This window comes from Dyadobacter alkalitolerans DSM 23607 (assembly GCF_000428845.1).
GTDB classification, from domain to species: domain Bacteria; phylum Bacteroidota; class Bacteroidia; order Cytophagales; family Spirosomataceae; genus Dyadobacter; species Dyadobacter alkalitolerans.
In genome coordinates, this window is sequence record NZ_AUAS01000001.1 from 373616 (window position 1) to 396268 (window position 22653).

Sequence of the window (22653 nt, forward strand, 5' to 3'; positions counted from 1 at the left end):
TTGACTCTTAGCGATAATCGTATGTCAGCAGATAAAAAAAGTTTGTTTTCCAACCTGAAGTACGATGTCCCGGCCGGACTCGTCGTTTATCTGGTTGCTTTACCATTATGTCTTGGTGTGGCGCTGGCCTCGACAGGACGCTCCGATCTCCTGTTTTCGGGAATTATCGCCGGGATCATTGGTGGAATCGTGGTTGGTTCCATCAGCGGCTCGCCTTTGGGCGTTGCCGGCCCGGCCGCTGGTCTGGTTGTGATTGTGCTCAATGCGCTGGATACGCTCGGGAGTTTCGAAGCATTCCTGCTTGCAGTAGTTTTAGCTGGGGTGATCCAGGTGATTGCTGGTTTCTTAAAAGCCGGGATCATTGGCTATTATTTCCCGTCGTCTGTGATCAAAGGAATGCTTGCTGCCATTGGTATAACCCTCATTTTGAAGGAAATCCCGCACGCATTTGGGTACGACGCCGACTTTATGGGCGACGAAGCATTCAATCAGAAAGACGGACAAAACACCTTTACGGAGCTTTTTAACGCCGTAAAATACAGCAGCACAGGAGCCATCATTATCTCTTTGATTTCGCTCGGCTTGCTGATATTGTTTGACCGTCCGTTCATGAAGCGCGTTTCGCTTTTCCGGTTTATTCCGGGTGCATTGTTTGTAGTGGTGAGCGGAATCCTGCTGAACCTTCTTTTTTCAAAGGTGATGCCTGCCTGGACATTGGGCGGCGAGCATTTGGTGCAGTTGCCGGTGGCGAGCAACGCGCAGGAATTTTTCAGTTTCTTCAAAACACCTGATTTTTCTGCAATTACCCGCGTTGAAACTTACACCATTGCCGTAACATTAGCGATTGTGGCGAGCCTTGAAACGCTTTTGTGCGTGGAAGCAACCGATAAGCTGGATCCCTACAAACGCAGCACGCCCACAAACAGGGAGCTAGTTGCGCAGGGTATCGGTAACATTACATCCGGGTTAATCGGCGGGTTGCCTATTACGCAGGTGATTGTGCGCAGCTCTGCCAACATTGATTCAGGCGGCCGGACCAAGATGAGCACCATTACGCATGGGTCCATTATGCTGCTTTCGGCTTTGTTTATTCCTACATTGCTGAACTACATTCCGTTGGCTTCGCTGGCGGCGGTGTTGCTGATGGTGGGTTACAAGCTGTCTAAGTTTTCGCTTTACCAGGGCATGTATAAGCTCGGCAAAGAGCAATTTATCCCGTTCATTGTGACCATTGTCGCCATTCTGAGCACGGATTTGCTGAAAGGAATTGCCATTGGAATGGTTGTGGCGATTTATTTTATCCTTCGCAAAAACTACAAGCACTCTTATCATTATGTGAAAGAGAAACACCGCGATGGGGATGTGATCACGCTTATCTTGTCTGAGGAAGTTACATTCCTGAACAAAGGCAGCATCAGCGCAACATTGGACGACCTGCCCGACAACTCAACAGTTGTCATCGACGGCAGCCGCTCCATGAACATAGATTACGATGTGCTGGAAATTATCCAGGATTTCAAAAAACATGCGGCACCGCTGCGTAACATTACGGTTGAAACCAAAGGAATTGAAGGCGTAGAAGTGGTCGGTGGCCACTAACATTGCTAAGATTCTGTAATTATATACCAAAATAGCCGGCGTTGTGCCGGCTATTTTTTTGCACAAAAAATCCCACAACCGACGAGTGCCAGTGTGGGATAACGATTTGTAATAAGCCGAAAAAGCGGTTAAAAATTTTTCGGTTTCTATTTATTCTTGAGACGCTGAATGAGCATATCGTTGAATGTACGTTCAGCCTTATACAATTCGATGACTTGGCTTGCGGTAATTACTTTCAAAAAGCGATTCTGATATTCTTTTTCAAGGTCCAGCTCCTTCTGACGCAAGTCCTGCACTTCTTTCAGGTTACCAAGCACTTGCTCGTCATTCTGCCCTTCTGCTTTTTTATCATTGATGATCTTCCTTTGCGCACGGTGAATTTCTCTGCGTTTCTGGGAATATTCATTGTAAACCGGCCAGAATCCTGTCGACTGCTCCGGCGTTAAATTTAGCCGGTTGGTAATAATGGCCACTTTCGCATCCTGAATCCGTTTTATTTCTTCCTCCGATTTCCGTTGCGCGCTTGCCGTAGTGATGGAAAGCATTGCTATGAAGAGGAGGGCTAACAGGTTTCGGTGTCTGGTAATAAGTTGTAAGTTCATTTTTCTAATTATTGTTAGGGTCAAATCGTCTCAGTGCCTGAAACTGATTCCTGTAATTGCTGGCGAAGAATGTCATCTTCCAGTCCATCCAGGTAAAAAAGTACCGTAGAATCTGTGTCAAACGCCTTCTGAACAACCTTATGCTCGCTCAAATCGTAGTAACTGATATCCTGATCTTCCAGGTAACTCACTATGGATGCATTACTAATGCCGCTCAACGGCTCCTGCCCGAGTGATCCCTGGCGTTCGGGAACGGTTACCCATACCAGCACTAAAATCAAAGCCATAGCCGACACAAGCGCCAATGAACGCTGCCACGACCAGCCTATGACCGGCTTACGAACAGGTTCCGACGGGATTCTTGATTGGATCATCTGAGGCAATTTGTCAAAATAGTCCTCCGGAACCTGGAAAGGAACTTCCTTTTTCAGACCATCCAGTCGTATGCGCTTATTATCCATGATTATTTATATTTCCACTCTTGTAAATGTTTGACCAAACTAGTTTGCAATGGTTTAATCTGTCTCATTTAAATAATCCTCAATTTTTTTTGAAGCCCAATGATATGAAGCTTTTAGCGCACCCACCGACGTCCCGGTGATCTCCGAAATCTCCTCATAGGGCAGCTCTTCAAAATATTTAAGGTTAAAAACCAGCCTCTGCTTTTCTGGTAATTTTAATAATGCTTTTTGCAGTTTTAGCTGAATGGCATCGCCGCTCACCAGCGGATCTGCTTCCAGCTTTTCGCTCAACTCACTTTCCACGTCATTGATTGAAATGAAAAAACGCTTTCTTTTTTTGTTGAGAAAATTAATGGCTTCATTGCTCGCAATGCGGTAAAGCCAGGTGTAGAATTTGGAATCGCCCCGGAAATTTTCGAGCGCTGTCCAGGCTTTGATGAACACATCCTGTGTAATGTCATTCGCATCATCATGGTCTACAACCATTTTCCTTACCAGCCAATATACTTTTTGCTGATACTTCCGCACCAGCTGACTGAAAGCGTTCCGGCGCGTTTCGGGATTTTCAAAAAGGGATAATAATTCTTCGTCAGACATTTAATCAATACTAATTCCCGAATCAACACAAGTCAATAATAGTTCATTTTTTGGTTCAGGGCAAATAAAATTTGAGTCCTGCAAAAAGTAAAACAGCGTTTCAACCTTTCGCAAGACTCAATGATTTCCGGCCGCAAAAAGCTGGCCAGGGACTTCAATAATCTATTTTTTTCTCTCGATAGCACGTTTCGCAGCTTCCACAATGTGCTTCGCTGTCAGGCCGTATTTTTCCATTAATTGTGTAGGCGTTCCGCTTTCTCCGAAGCTGTCGTTCACCGCCACATATTCCTGAGGAACCAGTTTGTTTTTAACCAAAACCTGCGCCACGCTGTCGCCCAAACCACCAATGCGGTTATGCTCCTCAGCGGTCACCACGCAACCTGTTTTCTCAATGGATTTCAGGATCGCTTCTTCGTCCAGCGGCTTAATGGTATGAATGTTAATGATTTCCGCATTGATGCCTTCTGCTTCCAGAAGTTCACCAGCCTGGATCGCCTCCCAAACCATATGGCCCGTTGCGAAAATGCTCACATCCGTTCCCTCATTCACCATCCACGCCTTACCGATCTCAAACTTCTGATCCGCATCCGTGAAAACAGGGATCACCGGACGTCCGAAACGCAGGTAAACCGGCCCTTCGTAATCAGCGATTGCGATGGTTGCCGCTTTTGTCTGGTTATAGTCGCAAGGATTGATCACCGTCATGCCCGGCAACATTTTCATCATGCCAAGGTCTTCCAGGATCTGGTGCGTAGCGCCGTCCTCACCTAATGTCAGGCCCGCATGTGAAGCACATATTTTCACGTTTTTACCAGAATAAGCAACGCTTTGACGGATCTGGTCATAAACACGGCCCGTTGCGAAGTTCGCGAATGTAGTAGCAAATGGAATTTTACCGCCAATGGTCAAACCGGCAGAAACACCGATCATATTCGCTTCCGAAATACCGCATTGGATAAAACGGTCTGGATTTTCTTTTATAAATGGTTCGAGTTTCAGCGAACCAACCAAGTCAGCACAAAGTGCCACAACGTTTGGATTCTGCTGCCCCAACACATGCATTCCGGCCCCAAAGCCCGAACGTGTATCTTTCTTCTCAGTGAAGGTGTATTTTTTCATTTTATATAATTAATAGTCTCCCATAGTTTCTTCCAACTGGCCAAGCGCTGCCGCAAGTTGCTCATCATTAGGCGCTACGCCGTGCCATTTGTGGCTGCCCATCATGAAATCAACACCATAACCCATTCCGGTGTGCAGCAAAACCATAATCGGTCTGCCATGTCCCATTCTGCTTTTTGCTTCGTAAAGACCTTTCAGCACAGACGCCATGTCGTTGCCTTCTTCAATAGAGATCACTTCCCAGCCGAATGCTTCGTATTTCGCACCCAAGTCGCGGTTGTTCATTACTTTCACTGTCGGTCCGTCAATTTGCTGGCCGTTGAGGTCGATGAATGCTACGAGGTTGTCGATCTGGTGGTGCGGCGCGAATGTGGCTGCTTCCCAAACCTGGCCTTCCTGCTGCTCACCATCGCCCATGAGCACGTAAACGTGTCCTTTATCACCATTCAATTTCTTCGCCATTGCAGCGCCGATCGCTACGGACATGCCTTGTCCCAGTGATCCCGACGCTATGCGGATGCCTTCCAAGTGCTCGTGCGTGGTCGGGTGACCTTGCAAACGTGAATCCAGCTTGCGGAATGTTGCCATTTCTTCCACGGGGAAATATCCCTTGCGTGCAAGCGTGCTATACCAAACCGGCGAAATATGTCCGTTGGAAAGGAAAAACAAATCTTCATCCTTACCATTCATGTCAAAAACTGGCTTACCGTCCTGTTCTTTCAATTGCATACGCTCAAAATAAAGCGCCACAAGTAATTCTGTACAGCCCAGCGAACCTCCCGGGTGTCCCGACTGGCAGCCATGCACCATACGGACAATGTCCCTGCGAACTTGTGAGGCAACTTTCTCTAATTGTTCAACTTCCATGTTTATCGATTTTCTATTTATCAAATACGTTCTTTGAGCGTCCATATTCAGCACGTAAATGTCCTATTATTACGGCTTTGAGAATGACTCTTTATTATTCACTTTTGTTAAGAATTTGATCAGTGTGATTCTTTGTATCCACTTTCTGAACAACTTCTTCGATCACACCATTTTCATCTATGACGAATGTTGTGCGGACTATGCCCATATATTCATGGCCAAATGTTTTTTTCAAAGCCCAAACACCATAATCATTCACTATTTTCTGGTCAGTATCAGCGAGTAGCGGAAAAGGCAGGTTGAATTTCTTGATGAATTTCTGATGCGATTTCTCATCATCTGCACTTACACCCAAAACTTTGTAGTTCTTTTTCAAAAGCACATCGTAGTTGTCGCGGACGTTGCAGGCCTGAGCTGTGCAACTGGGCGTATCGTCTTTTGGATAAAAGTAAAGAATGACTTTTTCTCCTTTAAAATCAGAAAGTTTCACTTCATTACCATCCTGATCCTTAGCAGAAAACGCTGGGGCGGAATCGCCAACTTGAAGTCCCATACTTTTACTTTTTTCGTTTTTTCGTTTTTTTCCGCGCAACCGGCAGATCTTTCAATTCGGTTTGCAAGATAGTACTATTTCCTGCTCTATCGGTCACTTCAAGCGTTAGTTCGCCTTCGAATGGCACCGTTGGATCCATCTTTTCAGACCAGATATAGCCTTTTTTGGAATCAAAATTCATCAGCACCCATTCCCCATTTACCAATGCTTTATAATGATCCACTCCGGAAGTGGCATCGCCGATAAATCCGCGGATTCTGTCCTTACTATGCTCCACAAGCCGGATCTTGGGCGGAACGGTGTCTGCCTGAATAACAAATGTTCCGAGCTCCCGGGTTTCAAATTTGATCTCGTCGTCAGCCCAGGCACCTCCTAAAAACCGATAGTAACCATCCATATAGCGGTAAACGCGCGTTCTTTCCTTGTTTTCAGGGACAGTTTCCGGTTTGAATGATACGGATATATAATCTTTGAGCGCTGTTCCCCGGTTGTTAATGGTCAGCGCATTGAAATTTTGCTGCCCGGTAAGGAATAAGGTGTCAAAAATACTCGTGTTCCGAAAATCCACCGACCATTTATCCGCCTTATAACTGGATGCAACTGCGGGAAGAATCTGGCTTCGCAGAAAAGTTTTCACCGTCGTTTTACCTATTTTGACTGAGTCAGGCATGTATTTCCTCAAATCTGTCAAAAAGACGGCTGACTCATCCGCATACAAATCAGGCTCTCTTTTCACTTCCTTACCATTGGAATACAAAGTTGCAAAAGGGATCGCGCTGCGGTAATATTTTGCTTTAATGACCAATGTATTTTCTTGCACATCGGTCTGAATGTATTCCGGGTTTATTTCTACGTCGTAAACCGGAAGTGGCGGATTTTGCGGTTCACCTTTGATGGCGAAAACCAGCTCCGAAGCATTCTCATAGGAATCTGTGATCTTAATGCGCACTTCATGCAGCAATGTATCGGCAATGTTCAGCTTGCCATTAATTGAGTTCGTTTTATATAAATTAAAGTTATTCCCGTCGGGCACATAGCATTTGAGATAACGCTGCCCGGTTTTTTGTTCCGTTTCGTAGTCGATGAGGTTGTTATAATCCCTTGTTGCGGTGTTGGGGAAAATTTCAATGTTATAGGAAAAAACTTCATTCCCATCCATTTTAATCTCAATGCATTGCAGGCCATAGCGAAAACCTGTGCCGGTCATCTGATCGTGCGCCACCATATCAATGCCCAGGATCCCCGTTGCTGAAACCGTGTCGGCAAGCCTGTAAGAGCCGTCTTTCAGCTTAACCGGCGTGTAAACCTTCCGACCAAACTGACCATGAAGCCGTCCATTAATGTCCAGCGGCCGGATCGCGAGATTGACAAATTTCGGAGGCGTAACGTCTTTTATTTCATTAAATCCAAAATACAAAGGATTCAGAAAATTGTCCTTGGAATCGCGGATCTCAAAATGCAAATGCGGTCCTGCTGAGCCACCCGTGTTGCCCGAAAGCGCGATGATCTCCCCTTTTCTGAAACTGAATTTCCCTGCTTCCGGAAAAAGATCAATTTCAAACGTCTGCTTTTTATACTGCTCTTCCCGCACATAGGTCGCCAAAGGATCACTGAATTTCAGCAAATGTCCATAAACCGTCGTCTGACCATTGGGATGGCGCAAATAGATCACATTGCCATAACCACTCCGCTGAACGGCCACTTTGTAAACATAACCTTCCGCAGCCGCGTACACATTCAGGCCTTCGCGCTGCTCGGTACGAATGTCCAGCCCTGCGTGAAAGTGATTGCTGCGCAGGTCACCAAGCCCCCCGGCGAGCGAATTGGCAAGCCCCGGCCGGATCGGAAATTGGTAATAACCTTTTGGATACGTTTGTGTTTGGGCAAAAGAAGTGAGGCATAAGCCCATGAAGCCCGACAACAACAAACCAATACGGACCATTGCCCGAAAATGATAATGCATGAAAACGAAGTGTATGGATGAACGACCCTGCAACCGAATAGAAGATCAAGGTTTACCTAACGAATAATTCAAGCATCTTCTTGCCCTCAATGGACGCAGTAAGCTTGTCGCCGATTTGCACAGGCCCTACTCCTTTTGGCGTTCCGGTGAAAATCAGGTCGCCTTTTTTGAGCATAAAATATTTGGAGACAAAGGAGATGAGGTAATTAATGCGGTAAAGCATCATGGACGAGTTGCCGTTCTGGCGCTCTTCACCATTTACATCGAGGCTGAAATTCAGGTTTTGAATGTCCTCATAATCCGAGATGGGAACGAATTCAGAGACCGGTGCCGAGCCATTGAATGCTTTTGCTAATTCCCACGGCAAGCCTTTGGCCTTCAATTCAGACTGTAAGTCCCTCGCAGTAAAGTCGATGCCTACACCGATCTCATCGTAATATTTATGTGCAAACCGCTCTTCGATGTTTTTTCCTACGCGGTTTATTTTCACCACGAGCTCAACTTCGTAATGTACATCCTTTGAAAAATTGGGATAAAAGAAGGGTTCTCCTGCCCGCACCTGCGCCGTTTCCGGCTTCAAAAAAATTACGGGAGCGTCGGGTTTTTCGTTATTTAATTCAGCTATATGCTCGGTATAATTCCTGCCTACACAAATAATTTTCATTAGGAGCAAATAAAATTTGGAATGAGTAAAAACACAACAAAACTACCGTTATTCACCAAATCTGCTTCGGAAATGTTTAATATTTTTGAGGAAAGTATCGTTATTAACAGAAAGCTTGCGCATGAAGATCCAAATTTCCCGACAACCTTATTTCTTAATCTGCACACTCGCATTAACCTTATTTCTAACTGCCTGCGACACGCTTCGGAAAACGCCGGAAAGATCGAATTCTTCAAGATATTCCCCGTCAAAATCATCCCGATCGCGTGGCACCGTTGCGCGCAGACCACCCGCGAGGACACCCGCCAGAAAACCTACAACATCTTCAAAACCAACATATAGCAAGCCAGGCGATTTTCCTCCAACAGCGGTTCCGCAAGTGGTTGAGGTGGCGCGGACTTACGCGGGAACGCCCTACCGCTCAGGTGGAAATGATAAAAACGGCATTGATTGTTCCGGCCTGATCTGCTCCGTTTATTCCGAAATCGGCGTGAAAGTGCCTCGCATTTCTTGGCAGCAATCTGAATTTGGCCGGGAGGTGAGCAGCATCAAGGACATCAAGCCGGGCGACTGGCTGTTTTTTGTACCCGAAGCCGGAAAAGAAGGCTATGTCTCTCACGCCGGTATTGTTACCGATGTCCGCAACCAGGAAGAAATTATATTTATACACGCTTCCACATCGCGCGGCGTGCGGGAGGACAATCTTTTTTCCAATTATTTCAAAGGCAGGTTTGTAAAAGCGATGCGGCCGTTTTGATCCAATCTACTGGCCGTTTGATATTTTCCCATACACATAGGGGTAAAGTGCTGGCTGACTGTCTCTTTTGCAAACAATAATCAAAGCCAAAATCCTTTTCTCAATTTATGGAAACTACTATGGGCCCTCCGCCAGCCATCGGAGGCCGCGTCGTCCCGCTCCATGCAGCTCCGGACATTCCTATTTACATTTACGCAACCATTTTTGCTTCTTTTTGTGTCATTACAGGCCTCATCTGGGACATTTGCTGGCACATGAGCATCGGCCGCGACGGGCTTTTGTCTCCGCCGCACCTCGTTATTTATCTGGGCGCTGTGGTCGCCGGGTTATTTTCCGGATATGAGATTTTACGAAAAACATTCTGGGGCAGCGCACCTGAAAAAGCTGTCAGTGTACAGATATGGGGCTTTTTTTATAGCTCACTAGGCTCTTTGTTCTGCGTTTGGGGCGCATTAGCCATGCTCACCTCCGCCCCGTTCGACGACTGGTGGCATAACACTTACGGGTTGGATGTTACTATTTTGTCCCCACCGCACACCGTGCTGCTTTTGGGCATGATAGGCATTCAGTTTGGTGCCCTGATCAGCGTTATTGCAGTCAAAAATCAATTGAAACTCAGGCTTGCGCATTCTTTTGAAAAAACAAAATCTTGGGACAAAAGACTGTTCTGGCTTTTCGCATTGTCGGCGGGCTTCCTGCTAACCATTTGGTATACATTGCTTTCTGAAAGTCTAGGTCGGATGTGGATGCACCATTCCAGCCTTTACCAATGTGTCGGAGCAGGATTTCCCCTTTTTTTAATGGCTATTGGAAAAGCGGTGAAGCACAAATGGGCGATTACGGCCGCGACAGCCGTTTACACAATATTAATGTTGATGACCCTTTGGATCATTCCCCTCTTTCCCGCCGAACCCAAGCTAGGCCCGATCCTTAATCACCTTGATCATTATCAGGGATTCCACTTTCCACTTTTGCTCATTATTCCAGCCATAACCATTGATCTTTTGCGTAATCGCTTCGGTTATATGAATGATTGGAAGCTTACATTGCTTCTGGGAAGCGCCTTTATCATTGTTTTTTCTGTATTCCAATGGTTTTTTGGATCATTCCTGATGGAATCGCCTTATGCCCGGAACTGGTTTTTTGGCAGCCATTATTGGTATTTTGGCAACAGCCCCGACTGGGAGTATCGCTACAAATTTGGCCCGTGGATGCTGGAAACGACATCTGAACTGCTGCAAGGACTAGGCATTGCATGGATCGCCAGTTTGATTTCAACACGCATTGGTTTGGCCTGGGGCAACTGGATGCATAAAATTCAACGATGAAACATCTTATTTTAATCATCATGCTTTTGGCTGTCGGTATGACGGCAAAAGCGCACGTCGGAAGTGCTGGCGTGCAAATGCAGGGACAGGCCGGGCCTTATAAAGTGTTGGTAAGCGTGGAGCCGCCCGATGTGATTCCCGGGACTGCAAAAATTACGGTTTTTGTAGAAAATGGCATTGTCAGAAAAGTGCTTGCAAGGCCCATCTACTTTTATTCGGGAGATAAAGGTGCGCCTTCGCCTGACGAACTTGTACAGGTTGCAGGGCAAACCGGACAATTCCAGGGCGCCGTTTGGCTGATGGAATGGGGCTCTTCCTCCGCCCAGATCCAGGTCGAAGGCGAACAGGGAAAAGGTGAGCTGATCGTTCCTATTGTCGCAGTTTCCACGGCGGAACGGGAAATGCCTAAACATTTGGGCATTGGTTTGAGCATCCTGGGTGTGCTGCTGTTTTTGTTAATGATCACCACCATTGGCGCTAGCGTCAGCGACGGTATTCTAAGGCCTGGCGAGACATTGACATTTGCACAAAAAAGAAAACGCTGGGTGAATATGGGCATTGCAACCGTGCTATGTTCGCTCATTTTATATGGCGGAAGCAGCTGGTGGGATAGTTGGGCGGAAGAATACAAACAATGGCTTTACCGGCCAATCCAGGGAAGCGCTGCCATTGTAGAGAACGATGATCAAAGGGTTTTTCAGTTAAAAATTGACACAACAGGCTTTCACTCGCAACGCCGTGGCAGCATGCTCAGCACATTGATCCCGGATCACGGCAAGCTCATGCATACGTTTCTCGTGCGCACGCCGGGAATGGACGCTTTCGCCCACATTCACCCGGAACGCAAGGATAGTACAACATTTGAAGCTTATTTACCCAAATTACCAGCCGGTAAATATCTCGTTTACAGTGACATTGTCCAGCGTTCGGGTTTTGCAGAAACTATTGTAGACACCGTCGACATTCCGGAGCAGCAAGCAAAAAGCAACCCGCTTCAAGTGACCGCAGATGAAGACACCTATGTCGTGACCGATCCGATCGACTCCCCGGGAGCAGTGCCACTGGATGAGAATGTAGTGGTTTGCGGCAAGCCCGGCACGAAAACGGTCTTCAAAGATGGTTCTTACGCAGTTTGGGAAGGCAAACCCGACAAGCCACTGGACGCAGGCAAACCGTATCAGCTGACATTTGAATTTTTCAATCCCGATGGAAGCGCCTGTTATCCCGAACCATATCTTGGCATGACCGGCCACGTGGCAGTTGTTCGTACGGATGGCTCCGTATACATTCACCTGCACCCAACCGGAACATTCGCGATGGCGGCTGAAAAGTCATTCAAGGACCGCATGGCCGACACAGCGAAAGTGGCAAAAGCGCCCGCCCCTGCTATATTCCGGGATAGCATTGACCGTTACCTGGCCAAACTAAAGGCCATGCCCATGGAAGAAAGAGAAGTGTTCCTGATGACCGAAATGGGAATGTATGATGTAAAGGACGGCGCAATGTCAGGCATGGATCATGGTAACCGCATTTCATTTCCCTATTCCTTTCCTAGGGCAGGGCGTTACCGGATATTTTTGCAATTAAAAAGAAATGCAAAGGTCCTTACCGGCGTATATGATGTAAAAGTGAAAGACGCTGTTACATTATAAGCTTTTATAACAGCCTTCTCAGAACAAGTCCTGAATTTGCTGAAAAGACATCTCCCTGTAATTTTCGATATAGAGGTTGCAGGGAGGTAACTCTTCCTTTGTATGCGAGCTCAGGACGCCTACCACACGCATTCCCGCGTTGATAGCAGCCGAAACACCGGAAAAAGAATCCTCAAAAACAACACATTGATCCGGCTCAACGCCCAGATTTTTAGCGCTGGTAAGATAGACTTCGGGATCCGGTTTATGCTTCTTGACATTTTCACTGGCCATTATAGAGCCTAAATGCGCCCGAATAGGCACTTTGCTCAGGATCAGGTCCAGGTTTGCCAGCGGTGCTGACGTCGCTACACCAAGTTTCGCACCATTACTTTTCAAGTCATTGATAAAAGCGACAATTCCTTCGATGGGATCAATGTAAGGCTCGTAGATCTGGCGGAACAAGCTCTCTTTTTCATCTTCCATTTTCAGAAGCTCGTCTCCTTCTACGACCCTGTTTAAAAAGTGGCTGAGAATGTAGCTGTTGCTTTTTCCAAACATATGTGCCGCAAATTCTTCGTCGGTCGGAGACAGGTCGCGCTTTGAAAAAAATTCGCGGAACGCCATGGAGTGGTAAGGGTTGGTATGGCAAATCACGCCATCCATATCAAAAATGACTGCTATTTCTTTTTTCATCACGCAAAGATAAACAATCAACATTTCTGAATGTGAATCGAATCACTTTTCAGGCAACGTCGCATTTATTCTTTATAATTTAGCTTGGTAAACCGCGAACGGGACCGATATTAACGCAATGGAACATTACATTTAACATCTTTAACAGCTAATCGGCTTCTTTTTATGTCACCGATTGCATTTTATCAGGTTATTCTGTTAAATTTACTATACCAACCTCCCGCTATTTGCAAGAATAGCAAGCTGGATCAGCCGGATCGTTAAAACTGTTGGCTTTTCTTGCGATAATAATATGACAATGTATGAGTGAGTTAGAGCCAATCAAAAATGGAGTGGACCGCCAGTCAGTTGCAAGACGAAGCGAGAACATGACTTCGCTGGAAGCGTATGATAAATTTGGTGCAATGGCTTATGGCATAATTTTGCAGATTTTGCCGCAGGTCCATTTGGCTCAGGAAGTGTTGGTAAGTGTTTTTTCCTCACCCCAATTACAGGCTTGCAACAGTTATCCTTTCAGCTTTGTTGCTTGTGTTATCAAGCTGGCCCGGGCAAAAGCGGTGGAAGCCAAGCGGAAGATCACGGCGATTGCACCGATCTCAGATCCTTCCAACACGTTGGATACATCACCTGCGAAAATTTTTGATCTCTCATTCTGCCAGGGTTTTACGCCGGAAGAGGTTGCACAAAAACTCAATATATCGAAATCCGAAGTTCTTCGTTCTTTTCATGAATATTTCAAATTATACCGTAACGCTTAATCATCAGGGCATATAGTGGAAATACAGGATTTTATTGAGAGCGGAATCTTAGAGGCACACTTGTTGGGATTGACCAATAAAGAAGAGAAAGAACTCGTACAATATATGGTGGAGGAAAATCAGGAGATCCAGGAGCATCTGGTTGATATTGAGAAAGATCTGACCCGTTATTTTAACGGTTCGGCGACGACGCCTCCTACTGCAATACGCGAAATAATTCATCTTAGAAGTACGCAAGACCACTTCCAGAAGGAAAAACATACATTCAAAAACAAGGCGGCGAACGAAGACAACAACACGAAATTTCTTGATGTGGAGGTAAATGACACCCATATCAAAGTCCACAAATTCTGGCGTCCAGCCTTTATCGCCGTATTTATTTTATCCAAAATATTCCTGATCGCCGGGCTGTACTATTACTTCAAAGCAGTGAACCAGGAAGAGCAGCTCCTAAAATTGAAACAGGAAATACATCAGGTCAAATAGTCAAACAACAGTCATAGAACAAGCCGGAAATCACATCGTGATCTTCCGGCTTGTTTGTTTATATTTGAGAAAAAAACACATTATATCTTATGAAGGACAGAGAAAGAATCAACATTCTCGAAGAACTAATGGCCGAAAACCTGATTCGTTTGGATAGATTGGACAATGGTCAGGACGAATTAAAAAGGGGACAAATCCTTCTTCAGGAAAGCATGCTTGACCTGACGAAAGTGGTCAGAAAGAACTCCACTGACATCGAGTATCTCAAAGAAAACATGTCAACGAAGCAAGGGTTGGCTAATTTGTTTGAAGTCATGATGGATCGTTTTGACCGGACAGACAAACAGTTTGCAGAAATGCGGCAGGACATTGGAATGCTTAAAGCAAGATAAGCGTCCCCCAATTACTACGTTCCTCAATCTTAATATAAATACATGTTTCCGTTTCGCGTTGGCCAGGGTTATGATGTGCATCAGTTGGTAGAAGGCAGGCCGTTCTGGCTGGGCGGGATTCTGATCCCACATTCACACGGAGCAAAAGGCCATTCAGATGCAGATGTCGTGTGCCACGTTATGTGCGACGCATTGCTGGGAGCTGCAAACATGCGCAACATTGGCTACCATTTCTCCGATAAAGATCCGCAATGGAAGGGTGTTGACAGCAAAATATTGTTAGCCAAAGTGCTGGAAATGATCCGTAAAAAAGGCTTTGAAGTGGGTAATGTGGATGTCACAATCGTGTTACAAAACCCAAAGCTTAATCCTCACATCCCTGAAATGAAAACTTGCTTATCCGCTGTCACCCAAATTCCCGAAGAGGACATTTCCATCAAAGCAACCACTTCTGAACATTTAGGATTTGTAGGCCGCGAAGAAGGAATCGCTGCACATTGCGTTGCATTGATATATTTGCCAAGCCTGTTTACTATAAATAACTCGCATTAACCAAACCCTTGACAAAACGCCTTCATGAAAAAACTTCTCCTTGCTCTCACCATTGTTATTGGTTTCACATTTATCGCATGTGCTCAGGAAGGCGGCCAGGTTACACAACCCATTGGCTTTGAAGAATACGATCCTATCTCAACGCTGAAAGTAGAGGAGCACATTACCAAAAAAGCTAAGTTTCCCTTTATCGACGTCCATAACCACCAATATCAGATGCCTACGCAGGATCTGAAAGCGCTGACAAAAGAAATGGACGCGCTGAATATGGCTATAATGGTCAATTTGAGCGGTCGCGGTTGGTCGCAGGAGTGGGAAGAGGGAACGGTTACACTGAAAGGCTCGCTGGAAAATGTGGCCAAGAATGAGCCGAAAAGAATCGCAGTATTTACTAATCTCCAGTTCAAAGGTTTTGGAGAGAAAGACTGGTCGGCTAAGGCTGTTGCGCAACTCGAAGCTGATGTAAAAATGGGCGCAAAGGGGTTAAAAATTTACAAAAGTCTTGGTTTTAGCGGTATCAAGGATGATAAGGGGAACCGTGTTGCCGTGAGTGATCCGCGCTTGCAGCCTGTCTGGAAAAAATGCGGTGAGCTGGGAATCCCGGTTCTGATCCATACTGCCGACGTGCCCTCATTCTGGGACCCGATGGATCGTTATAATGAGCGTTGGCTTGAACTGAAAACCCATCCAAACCGTCGACGCGGCGCAAAAGATCCTGTTCCGTTTGATTCGTTGATAGCCGAGCAACATCACATTTTCAAAAGCAATCCTAAAACGACATTCATCAATGCGCATATGGGCTGGTATCCTAACAATTTAAAGAAACTGGACAGCCTGATGGTCGTTTTCCCTAATATGTACGTGGAAATTGGCGCAGTGATCGCGGAATTAGGCCGTCAGCCGCGGGCTGCCAAAAAGTTTTTTGATAGGTATCAGGACCGCGTGTTATTTGGTAAAGACAGTTGGGTGCCTGCCGAATACGCAACCTATTTCAGGGTTTTGGAGACTGAGGACGAATACTTCCCTTATCACAAGAAATACCACGCATTTTGGAGAATGTATGGAATGGGCCTTTCCGACGAAGTCTTGAAAAAGCTCTATTACAAAAATGCATTACGAATCATCCCAGGTCTGGATAAAAGCCTTTTCCCTAATTAATTATTTCATTTAAAGGCTTTTGCCTCTTTAATCAGAGACCTGTACTCAGCCTTTCCAAGGCATTTCTTATAATAATCCTTGGCTTTGCCCTTATTACCGGCCCGCGCAGCAACTCTCGCCAGGCCTGCGTAAGCCATCGCATGATATTCTTTTGTGTATTGATCATCATGCGGCGTCTTCAAAGCCAGCAAATACTCTCGTTGAGCCGCAGCGTCGTCTTTTTCATGCTTCTCATGCAATAAGCCCTGAAAAGTTCGCCAGGCGACGGGGTAGAAACCTTGTGTGTGTTTCTTTAACATTGCCAATTCCTTATTTGCCTGCTCGTATTTAGCCGCCAAAATCAGCGATTCGATGTTTTTCATCAAAAAAAGCGGATTTTTGGGATATAAATCAATGAGCCTGTCTGTATAGTAAACGGCTTTGTCTGGTCTTGATTCGTATTTGAGATAAATGTGTGAAATGTAAAAATTAGCTTCTGCACGTGTTATCGTACCCACTTTGGTAGCATTATCTATTTGCTTTAAACCTAATGCTTTATCCCCACTTTTAAAGAAAAGCATGAGCGGCTTCACCATGGAATGTTCCTCGGGATACACTTCAACATAATAGTTATACATCCCCGAAGTGAAGTAAAATTCAGGGTTCTTGTTGATCAGCTTCAGACCTTCAACGAATGCATTATACGCCTTTTTGCCCTCCCCTGCCGCGTTCATCATTTCACCCTTGTAATTATACATCATAGCCATATAACCGCGGGCAACCATCGTGTAAAATACAGCTTCCGGATCAAGACTGTTCTTTCCATACTTCTTATTGATAGCTTCAAGGCATTGATCCAGCTTGTGAATGTATTCCTTCGATTTTGTGGGATTATCCTTGATCGGCAAATGTTTCCAGAAGAGCACAAACGAGTCCAGAATATATGAAACGGGGTGATCAGGATATTTTTTTTGAACCTGATGCATAAAAACCTCTGCCTCCTCAAACTCGTAATTGTATATTTTGTCCAGGCTCTGCTGAACATGTTTTAACGATGCCGGATCATTCAGAAGTTGGGCAGGTGCAGGAAGTGAACAGAGTGTGAGTATAAATAAAAAAAGAAACCGAAGGGTATTTTGCATGGCATGTACTATAAACTCAAAATGGTTTGGTGGAACCGCACCGGAACATTAGCTTTGTTAATAACCGCAAAACAAGATGGCGGGTTTCAAAAAATAATCTACTCACTGATATTATGATTCGTTACGAGCAGTTCACCCTGGATAATGGCTTGAAAGTTTTTGTTCATGAAGATTTTTCAACACCAATGGCTGCCGTAAATATCTTGTATAATGTCGGCTCGCGGGATGAGGATGCAGAGCGGACAGGTTTCGCGCATTTGTTTGAGCACCTGATGTTTGGCGGCTCTAAAAACATTCCCAGCTACGATATTCCGGTCCAGAATGTCGGTGGGGAAAACAATGCTTTCACCTCACCCGACATTACCAACTACTACATTACATTACCCGCAGACAATATAGAAACGGCTTTTTGGCTCGAATCGGATAGAATGATGAGCCTTTCTTTTGATCCCAATGTGCTGGAAGTGCAGCGCAAAGTGGTTATTGAAGAGTTCAAACAGCGTTATCTGAACCAGCCCTATGGTGATATGTGGCTGAAATTAAGACCATTGGCCTATAAGCAGCATCCTTATCGCTGGGCAACAATCGGCAAGGACATTGACCATATAGAAAGGGCAACTATGGATGATGTTCAGGACTTTTTCTTCCGGTTTTACCGCCCTAACAATGCCGTAATGGTGGTTGCCGGAGCTATAAAGACCGCTCAGGTGCGTGAACTTGCCAACAAATGGTTTGGGGACATTCCTCCGGGTGCTCCTTATATGCGCAACCTGCCACGGGAGTCTGCACAGAATGAAGCGAGACATTTGGAAATCTCAGCGGCCGTTCCGTTAAATTCTCTGATCAAAGTATATCACATGCCGGGCAGATACGAAAACGGCTTTTACGCAACCGATCTGCTGAGTGATATTTTGGGACGTGGCAAATCGTCGCGTTTGTATCAAAGCCTTTTGAAAGAAAGATCTATTTTTAACAGCATCAGCGCCAGCGTTACTTCGTCACTTGATCCGGGTTTGCTTTTGATCAAAGGCAACTTAAATCCTGGTGTTAGTCTGGAAGAAGCAGATGCAGCTGTTGCCGATATACTCAGCGAAATGGTGGCAAACGGCGCCAACGATGACGAGGTAACCAAAGTAAAAAACCAGTCCGAAGCTTCGCTGGCTTTCTCGGAAGTTGAACTGCTGAACCGTGCAATGAACCTGGCATTTGCAGCCAATGCCGGTAATGTGGATTGGGCCAACGAGGATGCGGAGATTATACGGAATCTGACGTCTGCCGACATTCAGGACGCAGCAAAATCCGTATTAAGGCCCGAAAATGCCTCTACGTTATATTATCGCGCAGAAGAAAAGCAAGTTGCGCTTGTCTGACAAGTCGCAACTGCCGTGCAATGGGAAATAGTTTATGTTAATCTTCGGGAAGAAAAGTGAGATAGCTAAAATTCTCTTCTTTGAACATTTCCTGTGCGATATCCTGCAACTGTAACGCGGTGATCTGCTCGATTTCTGTAAAGATTTCAGGTAGCGAATCCACGCGGCCAGTATCCAGCAAGCTTTTGGCCATCATCAGCATAAAGCTCATGTTACTTTCCTCAGACATAGCCAGCTGCCCCATAAGCTGCACCTTGGTTTGATGCAATTGCAGAACCGACAAGGGCACTTCGCGGATTTTTTTTAGCTCCTTATGGATCAGGGAAATGCTTTTGGTAAGCTGTTTTTGTTCTGTTCCAAAGAAAATACCCATGAAGCCAGTGTCCAGATAAGGCGTGTAATTTCCTTCAATAGAGTAAACAAAACCATATTTCTCCCGCAAAGAAAGGTTAAATCTGGAATTCATTCCCGGCCCGCCCAGCAGATTGACCAGCATAAAAAAGGACAATCTCCTGTCGTCCAGCAACGGATAAGCCGGTTGGCCCATCGCACATTGCGCCTGAGAAATAGAACGTTCTTTTTGCTGACTTACAGGCACATACGCCAATGGTGCTTGCCTGACCCTGGATGTTTTACGATGTGGAATGTTGCCCAGATATTTCTCCGCTACCCGAATTACTTTCGAAAAAGGCAAACGGCTTACCGATGATACGACAATGCGCTCCGTATCGATGTTGTCGTTGATAAATTGCATTAGATCCGCTTTTCCAAACGAGCCTACGGTTTCTGCTGTCCCTAATATATTATTTCCTAGGGCATGATCGGGAAAAATGAGCTGGTCAAAATCATCCTGAATGGCGTCTTCGGGAGAATCAATGTACATGGACATTTCCTCCAAAATCACATTGCGCTCACGCTCAATTTGCTTTTCCGGAAAAACAGAATGAAATGTAATGTCCGCCAGCAAATCCATGGCCTTATCGAAATGATCGTCGAGGACCGAGGCGTGAAAACAAATTTTTTCTTTGGTTGTATAAGCATTCAGTTCTCCACCCACATTCTCTAACCTGTTGATAATGTGGTAAGAACTGCGCTTTTCAGTTCCTTTAAAGGCCATATGCTCCCAGAAATGGGCTAGCCCCTGCTGATGCGGCAATTCATCACGGCTTCCGATGTCGAGCATGATGCCGCAATGCGCGATTTGCGTGTAAGGGACCTGCTTATGAGCAATGCGGATCCCGTTGGCAAGCGTATGTAAATGATAATCTTCTGTGATTGGTAGTGTGGTAGATTTGGGGTTACCCTGTTTCTGGACGTTATCTCTCTTCATTCCTTTTGAACACAAAATAGGCACCAATAATTTTCGGTGGTATCCACAAAATTACAGACTTTTGCTCTGAAACCCTTGAAAAGCACCAGTTATGCGCGTTGGATTTGATGCCAAAAGAGCTTTTGCCAATAAAACCGGACTTGGAAATTACAGTCGTTTTGTGCTCGATGCGCTTCTGACAAATGAAAAAGCACCAACTTACCTGGCCTATACGCCAAAAAATAAGGCAAAACTTTTTCCCGACTTCCCGGAAAACAACATTCGCATTCCGCAGACATTCCTGGATAAAAAACTCTCAGCTTACTGGCGCTACGCATCTATTACGAAGCAGCTGAAAGCGGATAACATTGATGTGTTTCACGGGTTGAGCAACGAACTCCCGCAAGGATTGCAAAAGGCCGGAATTAAGTCGGTGGTTACGATCCATGATCTGATCTTTGAACGGCTTCCGCATTTGTTCAAACCCATCGACAGGCATATTTACCGACATAAATTCCAGTCGGCATGCCGCCGCGCAGATTCGATTATCGCCATCAGCGAACAGACAAAGCGAGACTTAATAGCGCTATATCATGTTGATAGTGAAAAGATTCAGGTTGTTTACCAGGATTGTAATCCCATTTTTAAACAAAGGGTTGAACAAAATAAAATAGAAGAGGTCAGGCGCATATACGACATTCAGGGGCAGTACATTCTGTGTGTGGGAACATTGGAAGAGCGTAAAAATCAGCACCGGTTGGTGGAAGCATTCGCCAGCGTCGCCAATAATGATTTCCAGCTTATCCTTGTCGGTAAATCAACAAGTTATACGCCCAAAATTTTGAAATACATTCAAAAATACAACCTGGAAGAGAAGGTAAAAATCCTGCATGACGTTCCCACAGCACATTTACCAGCGCTTTACCAGGAAGCTGAAATATTCGCTTACATCTCCATTTATGAAGGTTTTGGCATTCCCATTCTCGAGGCATTACACAGCGGGACGCCCGTTTTAGCAGCGAAAGGATCGTGTCTTGAAGAAGCTGGCGGGCCGGGTGGTTTGTATGCGGATCCTTATGAAAAAGAAGACATCAGCCATCAGCTAAATAAACTGATTACTGATGCCGCTTTAAGAAAACAACTTGTAGAAGCCGGAAAACGGCACATTGGCCAGTTTTCCGGCGAAAATATTGCGCGTCAGCTTGTGGATTTATATCAAAATCTCCGCTGAATTATTTCTCTCTGTATTGCTCGATGATCCTGAACAAGGCTTTTTGTTTTTCCAGATCGGGGAAAAAGTCAAAAAGCTGCACATGCGCATCGTAATCGAGCGTTAATGCTGTTTCCAGGTTTAAGAGCGCTTCACGATATGTGCCGCCGTGGATCTGATAAACAGCCATTCTGTAATAGAGGTCCGCTTCTTCGGGCATTTCGTCAATAGCAGCTTGCAAGAGGTCGCAGGCGCGAACGTAATTTCCCTGCTCAAACAGCACATGCGACCATTTCAGCCAGATATCCGGATTGGATGGCTCTATTTCCGCCGCCTTTTCGAATGCTTCAAATGCTGAGATGACATTACCAACTTTAAACTCCGTTTCAGCAAGCGCTAGCCAGTAATCCGGGTTTAATTCGGTGATCTGAATGGCTTTACGTAAAAACCCAACTGCCTCATACCAACGGCCCAGCTCACTGAAACATATCCCTAATCCATACCAACCATCATCCCACTGCTTATCCAGCTTAACCGTTTGCCGGTAATATTTGATGGCCGTTTCAAATTGACCCAATTTCTCGTAGCAAGTGCCCAGGCAGCAGCAAGTTTCAGGCTGCTCGCCTTCGAGTTCTATCGCTTTTAAATATTGTTCTTTTGCGTCTTCGTACTTTTCGAGGTTCATGTACGAATTGCCCAATTGGAAAAAGGCCGAAGCAAAATCTTCCTTTACCAATGTTGCATATTCGTAAGCATTCACCGCATCCTCGTAACGTTCGAGCTTACTGAACGCTATACCCAGATTATACCAGGCATGATGCGAAAACGGGTCGCGGTCAACGAGCTCGTTATAGTATTCAAGGTGACTTTCCAGCTGCCCTACCAGGTCCAGGCAATGTGCAAGCTCATATAGCGCACTTTCATTATTCAGGTTATTCCGGAGCGACTTTTTATAAAACCTGATCGCCTCGTCATATTTACCCCAATTCTGATAAGTCTGCCCTATTTGAAAATATATTTCATCCTGGTCTTCAACACGTTGCAAAAGATTTTCCAACACTTCAATGGCTTCTTCAAACTCGCCCATCATATTGGAAATGGCAACCTGCATGAAGGAAATTTCAATGTCGCCGGGATGGAAAAGGGAAGCTCTTTCCAGAATCTCCATGGCCAGCTCATGTTCACCGCGGTTGGCATGCAGCTGCACCATATTCAGCAGGAGGTCCAGCGAATAAGGATAATCCGACAACCCTAACTCACACGCTTTAAACGCTTTGTCCCAATCTCCTTTTTCAATGTAGTGAACCGTTACTTTTTCGTAAGTATCCAAATCAAAAAAAACCGGCTCACTCGTTTTAAGCATTCTTTCAAACCTGAGCAATGTTTCTTTCATATAATCCTTTCTTTCCCCAAAATTTTTCTCCATCATACGGACCGTCAGGTTAGATTTGAGGGCTAAC

Annotated in this window: 23 protein-coding genes; 11 read left to right on the forward strand and 12 right to left on the reverse strand. The window is 45.4% G+C overall.

Annotation, left to right across the window (positions count from 1 at the left end; translation table 11 throughout):
* Positions 1–21: 21 nt before the first annotated feature.
* A complete protein-coding gene (locus tag G395_RS0101680) occupies positions 22–1599 on the forward strand; it encodes a SulP family inorganic anion transporter (protein WP_026628468.1) in 1578 nt (525 codons plus the stop codon).
* A 146-nt stretch (positions 1600–1745) separates the two neighbouring features.
* On the opposite strand, the gene G395_RS0101685 is transcribed toward G395_RS0101680, so the two are convergent.
* The 8 genes from G395_RS0101685 to G395_RS0101720 all read right to left on the reverse strand — a co-directional run bounded on the left by G395_RS0101685 (position 1746) and on the right by G395_RS0101720 (position 8425).
* On the reverse strand, positions 1746–2201 hold the full coding sequence (locus tag G395_RS0101685; RefSeq protein WP_026628469.1) for a hypothetical protein: 456 nt from the start codon (positions 2199–2201) through the stop codon (positions 1746–1748).
* 20 nt (positions 2202–2221) lie between these two features.
* Complete coding sequence (locus G395_RS0101690; protein ID WP_026628470.1) at positions 2222–2662, reverse strand: hypothetical protein; 441 nt, start codon at positions 2660–2662, stop codon at positions 2222–2224.
* A gap of 54 nt (positions 2663–2716) precedes the next feature.
* Positions 2717–3259, reverse strand: a complete 543-nt coding sequence (locus G395_RS0101695; protein WP_026628471.1) for an RNA polymerase sigma factor — start codon at positions 3257–3259, stop codon at positions 2717–2719.
* Between the two features lie 162 nt (positions 3260–3421).
* Positions 3422–4378 carry a transketolase family protein gene (locus tag G395_RS0101700; RefSeq protein ID WP_026628472.1) on the reverse strand — a complete coding sequence of 319 codons (957 nt, stop codon included), beginning with the start codon at positions 4376–4378 and terminating at the stop codon, positions 3422–3424.
* 9 nt (positions 4379–4387) lie between these two features.
* Positions 4388–5245 (reverse strand): transketolase, encoded by an 858-nt coding sequence (locus G395_RS0101705; protein WP_026628473.1) that lies wholly within the window; start codon positions 5243–5245, stop codon positions 4388–4390.
* Between the two features lie 94 nt (positions 5246–5339).
* Positions 5340–5798, reverse strand: coding sequence for a thioredoxin-dependent thiol peroxidase (bcp, locus tag G395_RS0101710; RefSeq protein WP_026628474.1), 459 nt, complete (start codon positions 5796–5798; stop codon positions 5340–5342).
* Between the two features lie 4 nt (positions 5799–5802).
* Positions 5803–7761 (reverse strand): M23 family metallopeptidase, encoded by a 1959-nt coding sequence (locus G395_RS0101715; protein WP_026628475.1) that lies wholly within the window; start codon positions 7759–7761, stop codon positions 5803–5805.
* Between the two features lie 52 nt (positions 7762–7813).
* Complete coding sequence (locus G395_RS0101720) at positions 7814–8425, reverse strand: fumarylacetoacetate hydrolase family protein (RefSeq protein ID WP_026628476.1); 612 nt, start codon at positions 8423–8425, stop codon at positions 7814–7816.
* Positions 8426–8546: 121 nt separating this feature from the next.
* Between G395_RS0101720 and G395_RS0101725 the strand changes: the two genes are divergently transcribed.
* The 3 genes from G395_RS0101725 to G395_RS0101735 all read left to right on the forward strand — a co-directional run bounded on the left by G395_RS0101725 (position 8547) and on the right by G395_RS0101735 (position 12162).
* A complete protein-coding gene (locus G395_RS0101725) occupies positions 8547–9182 on the forward strand; it encodes a C40 family peptidase (protein WP_026628477.1) in 636 nt (211 codons plus the stop codon).
* Positions 9183–9289: 107 nt separating this feature from the next.
* Entirely contained in the window at positions 9290–10510 is a 1221-nt protein-coding gene (locus G395_RS0101730) for a hypothetical protein (RefSeq protein ID WP_026628478.1), read from the forward strand.
* Positions 10507–12162, forward strand: coding sequence for a DUF8832 domain-containing protein (locus tag G395_RS0101735; RefSeq protein WP_026628479.1), 1656 nt, complete (start codon positions 10507–10509; stop codon positions 12160–12162). The genes G395_RS0101730 and G395_RS0101735 overlap by 4 nt, the downstream gene beginning before the upstream one ends.
* An 18-nt stretch (positions 12163–12180) precedes the next feature.
* Here G395_RS0101735 and G395_RS0101740 read toward each other — a convergent pair whose 3' ends face one another.
* Positions 12181–12837, reverse strand: coding sequence for an HAD family hydrolase (locus tag G395_RS0101740; RefSeq protein WP_026628480.1), 657 nt, complete (start codon positions 12835–12837; stop codon positions 12181–12183).
* A gap of 302 nt (positions 12838–13139) precedes the next feature.
* On the opposite strand from G395_RS0101740, the gene G395_RS0101745 reads away from it, so the two are divergent.
* The 5 genes from G395_RS0101745 to G395_RS0101765 all read left to right on the forward strand — a co-directional run bounded on the left by G395_RS0101745 (position 13140) and on the right by G395_RS0101765 (position 16183).
* Positions 13140–13595: an RNA polymerase sigma factor gene (locus tag G395_RS0101745; protein ID WP_026628481.1), complete on the forward strand. Its 456-nt coding sequence runs from the start codon at positions 13140–13142 to the stop codon at positions 13593–13595.
* Between the two features lie 15 nt (positions 13596–13610).
* Complete coding sequence (locus tag G395_RS0101750) at positions 13611–14081, forward strand: hypothetical protein (RefSeq protein WP_026628482.1); 471 nt, start codon at positions 13611–13613, stop codon at positions 14079–14081.
* 89 nt (positions 14082–14170) lie between these two features.
* Positions 14171–14473 carry a hypothetical protein gene (locus tag G395_RS0101755; RefSeq protein WP_026628483.1) on the forward strand — a complete coding sequence of 101 codons (303 nt, stop codon included), beginning with the start codon at positions 14171–14173 and terminating at the stop codon, positions 14471–14473.
* A gap of 42 nt (positions 14474–14515) precedes the next feature.
* Positions 14516–15025: a 2-C-methyl-D-erythritol 2,4-cyclodiphosphate synthase gene (gene ispF / locus G395_RS0101760; protein WP_026628484.1), complete on the forward strand. Its 510-nt coding sequence runs from the start codon at positions 14516–14518 to the stop codon at positions 15023–15025.
* 24 nt (positions 15026–15049) lie between these two features.
* Entirely contained in the window at positions 15050–16183 is a 1134-nt protein-coding gene (locus G395_RS0101765; protein ID WP_026628485.1) for an amidohydrolase family protein, read from the forward strand.
* Between the two features lie 5 nt (positions 16184–16188).
* Here the strand turns inward: G395_RS0101765 and G395_RS0101770 are convergent, their stop codons facing one another.
* Complete coding sequence (locus G395_RS0101770) at positions 16189–17304, reverse strand: tetratricopeptide repeat protein (RefSeq protein WP_026628486.1); 1116 nt, start codon at positions 17302–17304, stop codon at positions 16189–16191.
* 113 nt (positions 17305–17417) lie between these two features.
* Between G395_RS0101770 and G395_RS0101775 the strand changes: the two genes are divergently transcribed.
* On the forward strand, positions 17418–18674 hold the full coding sequence (locus tag G395_RS0101775; RefSeq protein WP_026628487.1) for a M16 family metallopeptidase: 1257 nt from the start codon (positions 17418–17420) through the stop codon (positions 18672–18674).
* A gap of 37 nt (positions 18675–18711) precedes the next feature.
* Here G395_RS0101775 and G395_RS0101780 read toward each other — a convergent pair whose 3' ends face one another.
* Positions 18712–20004, reverse strand: a complete 1293-nt coding sequence (locus tag G395_RS0101780) for a M16 family metallopeptidase (protein ID WP_035360206.1) — start codon at positions 20002–20004, stop codon at positions 18712–18714.
* A 91-nt stretch (positions 20005–20095) separates the two neighbouring features.
* Here G395_RS0101780 and G395_RS0101785 point away from each other — a divergent pair, with 91 nt between their 5' ends.
* A complete protein-coding gene (locus G395_RS0101785) occupies positions 20096–21214 on the forward strand; it encodes a glycosyltransferase family 4 protein (RefSeq protein ID WP_026628489.1) in 1119 nt (372 codons plus the stop codon).
* A 1-nt stretch (position 21215) separates the two neighbouring features.
* On the opposite strand, the gene G395_RS0101790 is transcribed toward G395_RS0101785, so the two are convergent.
* Positions 21216–22622, reverse strand: a complete 1407-nt coding sequence (locus tag G395_RS0101790) for a tetratricopeptide repeat protein (protein ID WP_035360208.1) — start codon at positions 22620–22622, stop codon at positions 21216–21218.
* Positions 22623–22653: the final 31 nt, after the last annotated feature.

Bases quoted from the DNA above. Each gene is read 5' to 3' on its own strand.
- G395_RS0101680 (WP_026628468.1), top strand. From the start codon at position 22: ATGTCAGCAGATAAAAAAAGTTTGTTTTCCAACCTGAAGTACGATGTC.
- G395_RS0101685 (WP_026628469.1), bottom strand. From the start codon at position 2,201: ATGAACTTACAACTTATTACCAGACACCGAAACCTGTTAGCCCTCCTC.
- G395_RS0101690 (WP_026628470.1), bottom strand. From the start codon at position 2,662: ATGGATAATAAGCGCATACGACTGGATGGTCTGAAAAAGGAAGTTCCT.
- G395_RS0101695 (WP_026628471.1), bottom strand. From the start codon at position 3,259: ATGTCTGACGAAGAATTATTATCCCTTTTTGAAAATCCCGAAACGCGC.
- G395_RS0101700 (WP_026628472.1), bottom strand. From the start codon at position 4,378: ATGAAAAAATACACCTTCACTGAGAAGAAAGATACACGTTCGGGCTTT.
- G395_RS0101705 (WP_026628473.1), bottom strand. From the start codon at position 5,245: ATGGAAGTTGAACAATTAGAGAAAGTTGCCTCACAAGTTCGCAGGGAC.
- bcp (WP_026628474.1), bottom strand. From the start codon at position 5,798: ATGGGACTTCAAGTTGGCGATTCCGCCCCAGCGTTTTCTGCTAAGGAT.
- G395_RS0101715 (WP_026628475.1), bottom strand. From the start codon at position 7,761: ATGCATTATCATTTTCGGGCAATGGTCCGTATTGGTTTGTTGTTGTCG.
- G395_RS0101720 (WP_026628476.1), bottom strand. From the start codon at position 8,425: ATGAAAATTATTTGTGTAGGCAGGAATTATACCGAGCATATAGCTGAA.
- G395_RS0101725 (WP_026628477.1), top strand. From the start codon at position 8,547: ATGAAGATCCAAATTTCCCGACAACCTTATTTCTTAATCTGCACACTC.
- G395_RS0101730 (WP_026628478.1), top strand. From the start codon at position 9,290: ATGGAAACTACTATGGGCCCTCCGCCAGCCATCGGAGGCCGCGTCGTC.
- G395_RS0101735 (WP_026628479.1), top strand. From the start codon at position 10,507: ATGAAACATCTTATTTTAATCATCATGCTTTTGGCTGTCGGTATGACG.
- G395_RS0101740 (WP_026628480.1), bottom strand. From the start codon at position 12,837: ATGAAAAAAGAAATAGCAGTCATTTTTGATATGGATGGCGTGATTTGC.
- G395_RS0101745 (WP_026628481.1), top strand. From the start codon at position 13,140: ATGAGTGAGTTAGAGCCAATCAAAAATGGAGTGGACCGCCAGTCAGTT.
- G395_RS0101755 (WP_026628483.1), top strand. From the start codon at position 14,171: ATGAAGGACAGAGAAAGAATCAACATTCTCGAAGAACTAATGGCCGAA.
- ispF (WP_026628484.1), top strand. From the start codon at position 14,516: ATGTTTCCGTTTCGCGTTGGCCAGGGTTATGATGTGCATCAGTTGGTA.
- G395_RS0101765 (WP_026628485.1), top strand. From the start codon at position 15,050: ATGAAAAAACTTCTCCTTGCTCTCACCATTGTTATTGGTTTCACATTT.
- G395_RS0101770 (WP_026628486.1), bottom strand. From the start codon at position 17,304: ATGCAAAATACCCTTCGGTTTCTTTTTTTATTTATACTCACACTCTGT.
- G395_RS0101775 (WP_026628487.1), top strand. From the start codon at position 17,418: ATGATTCGTTACGAGCAGTTCACCCTGGATAATGGCTTGAAAGTTTTT.
- G395_RS0101780 (WP_035360206.1), bottom strand. From the start codon at position 20,004: ATGAAGAGAGATAACGTCCAGAAACAGGGTAACCCCAAATCTACCACA.
- G395_RS0101785 (WP_026628489.1), top strand. From the start codon at position 20,096: ATGCGCGTTGGATTTGATGCCAAAAGAGCTTTTGCCAATAAAACCGGA.
- G395_RS0101790 (WP_035360208.1), bottom strand. From the start codon at position 22,622: ATGATGGAGAAAAATTTTGGGGAAAGAAAGGATTATATGAAAGAAACA.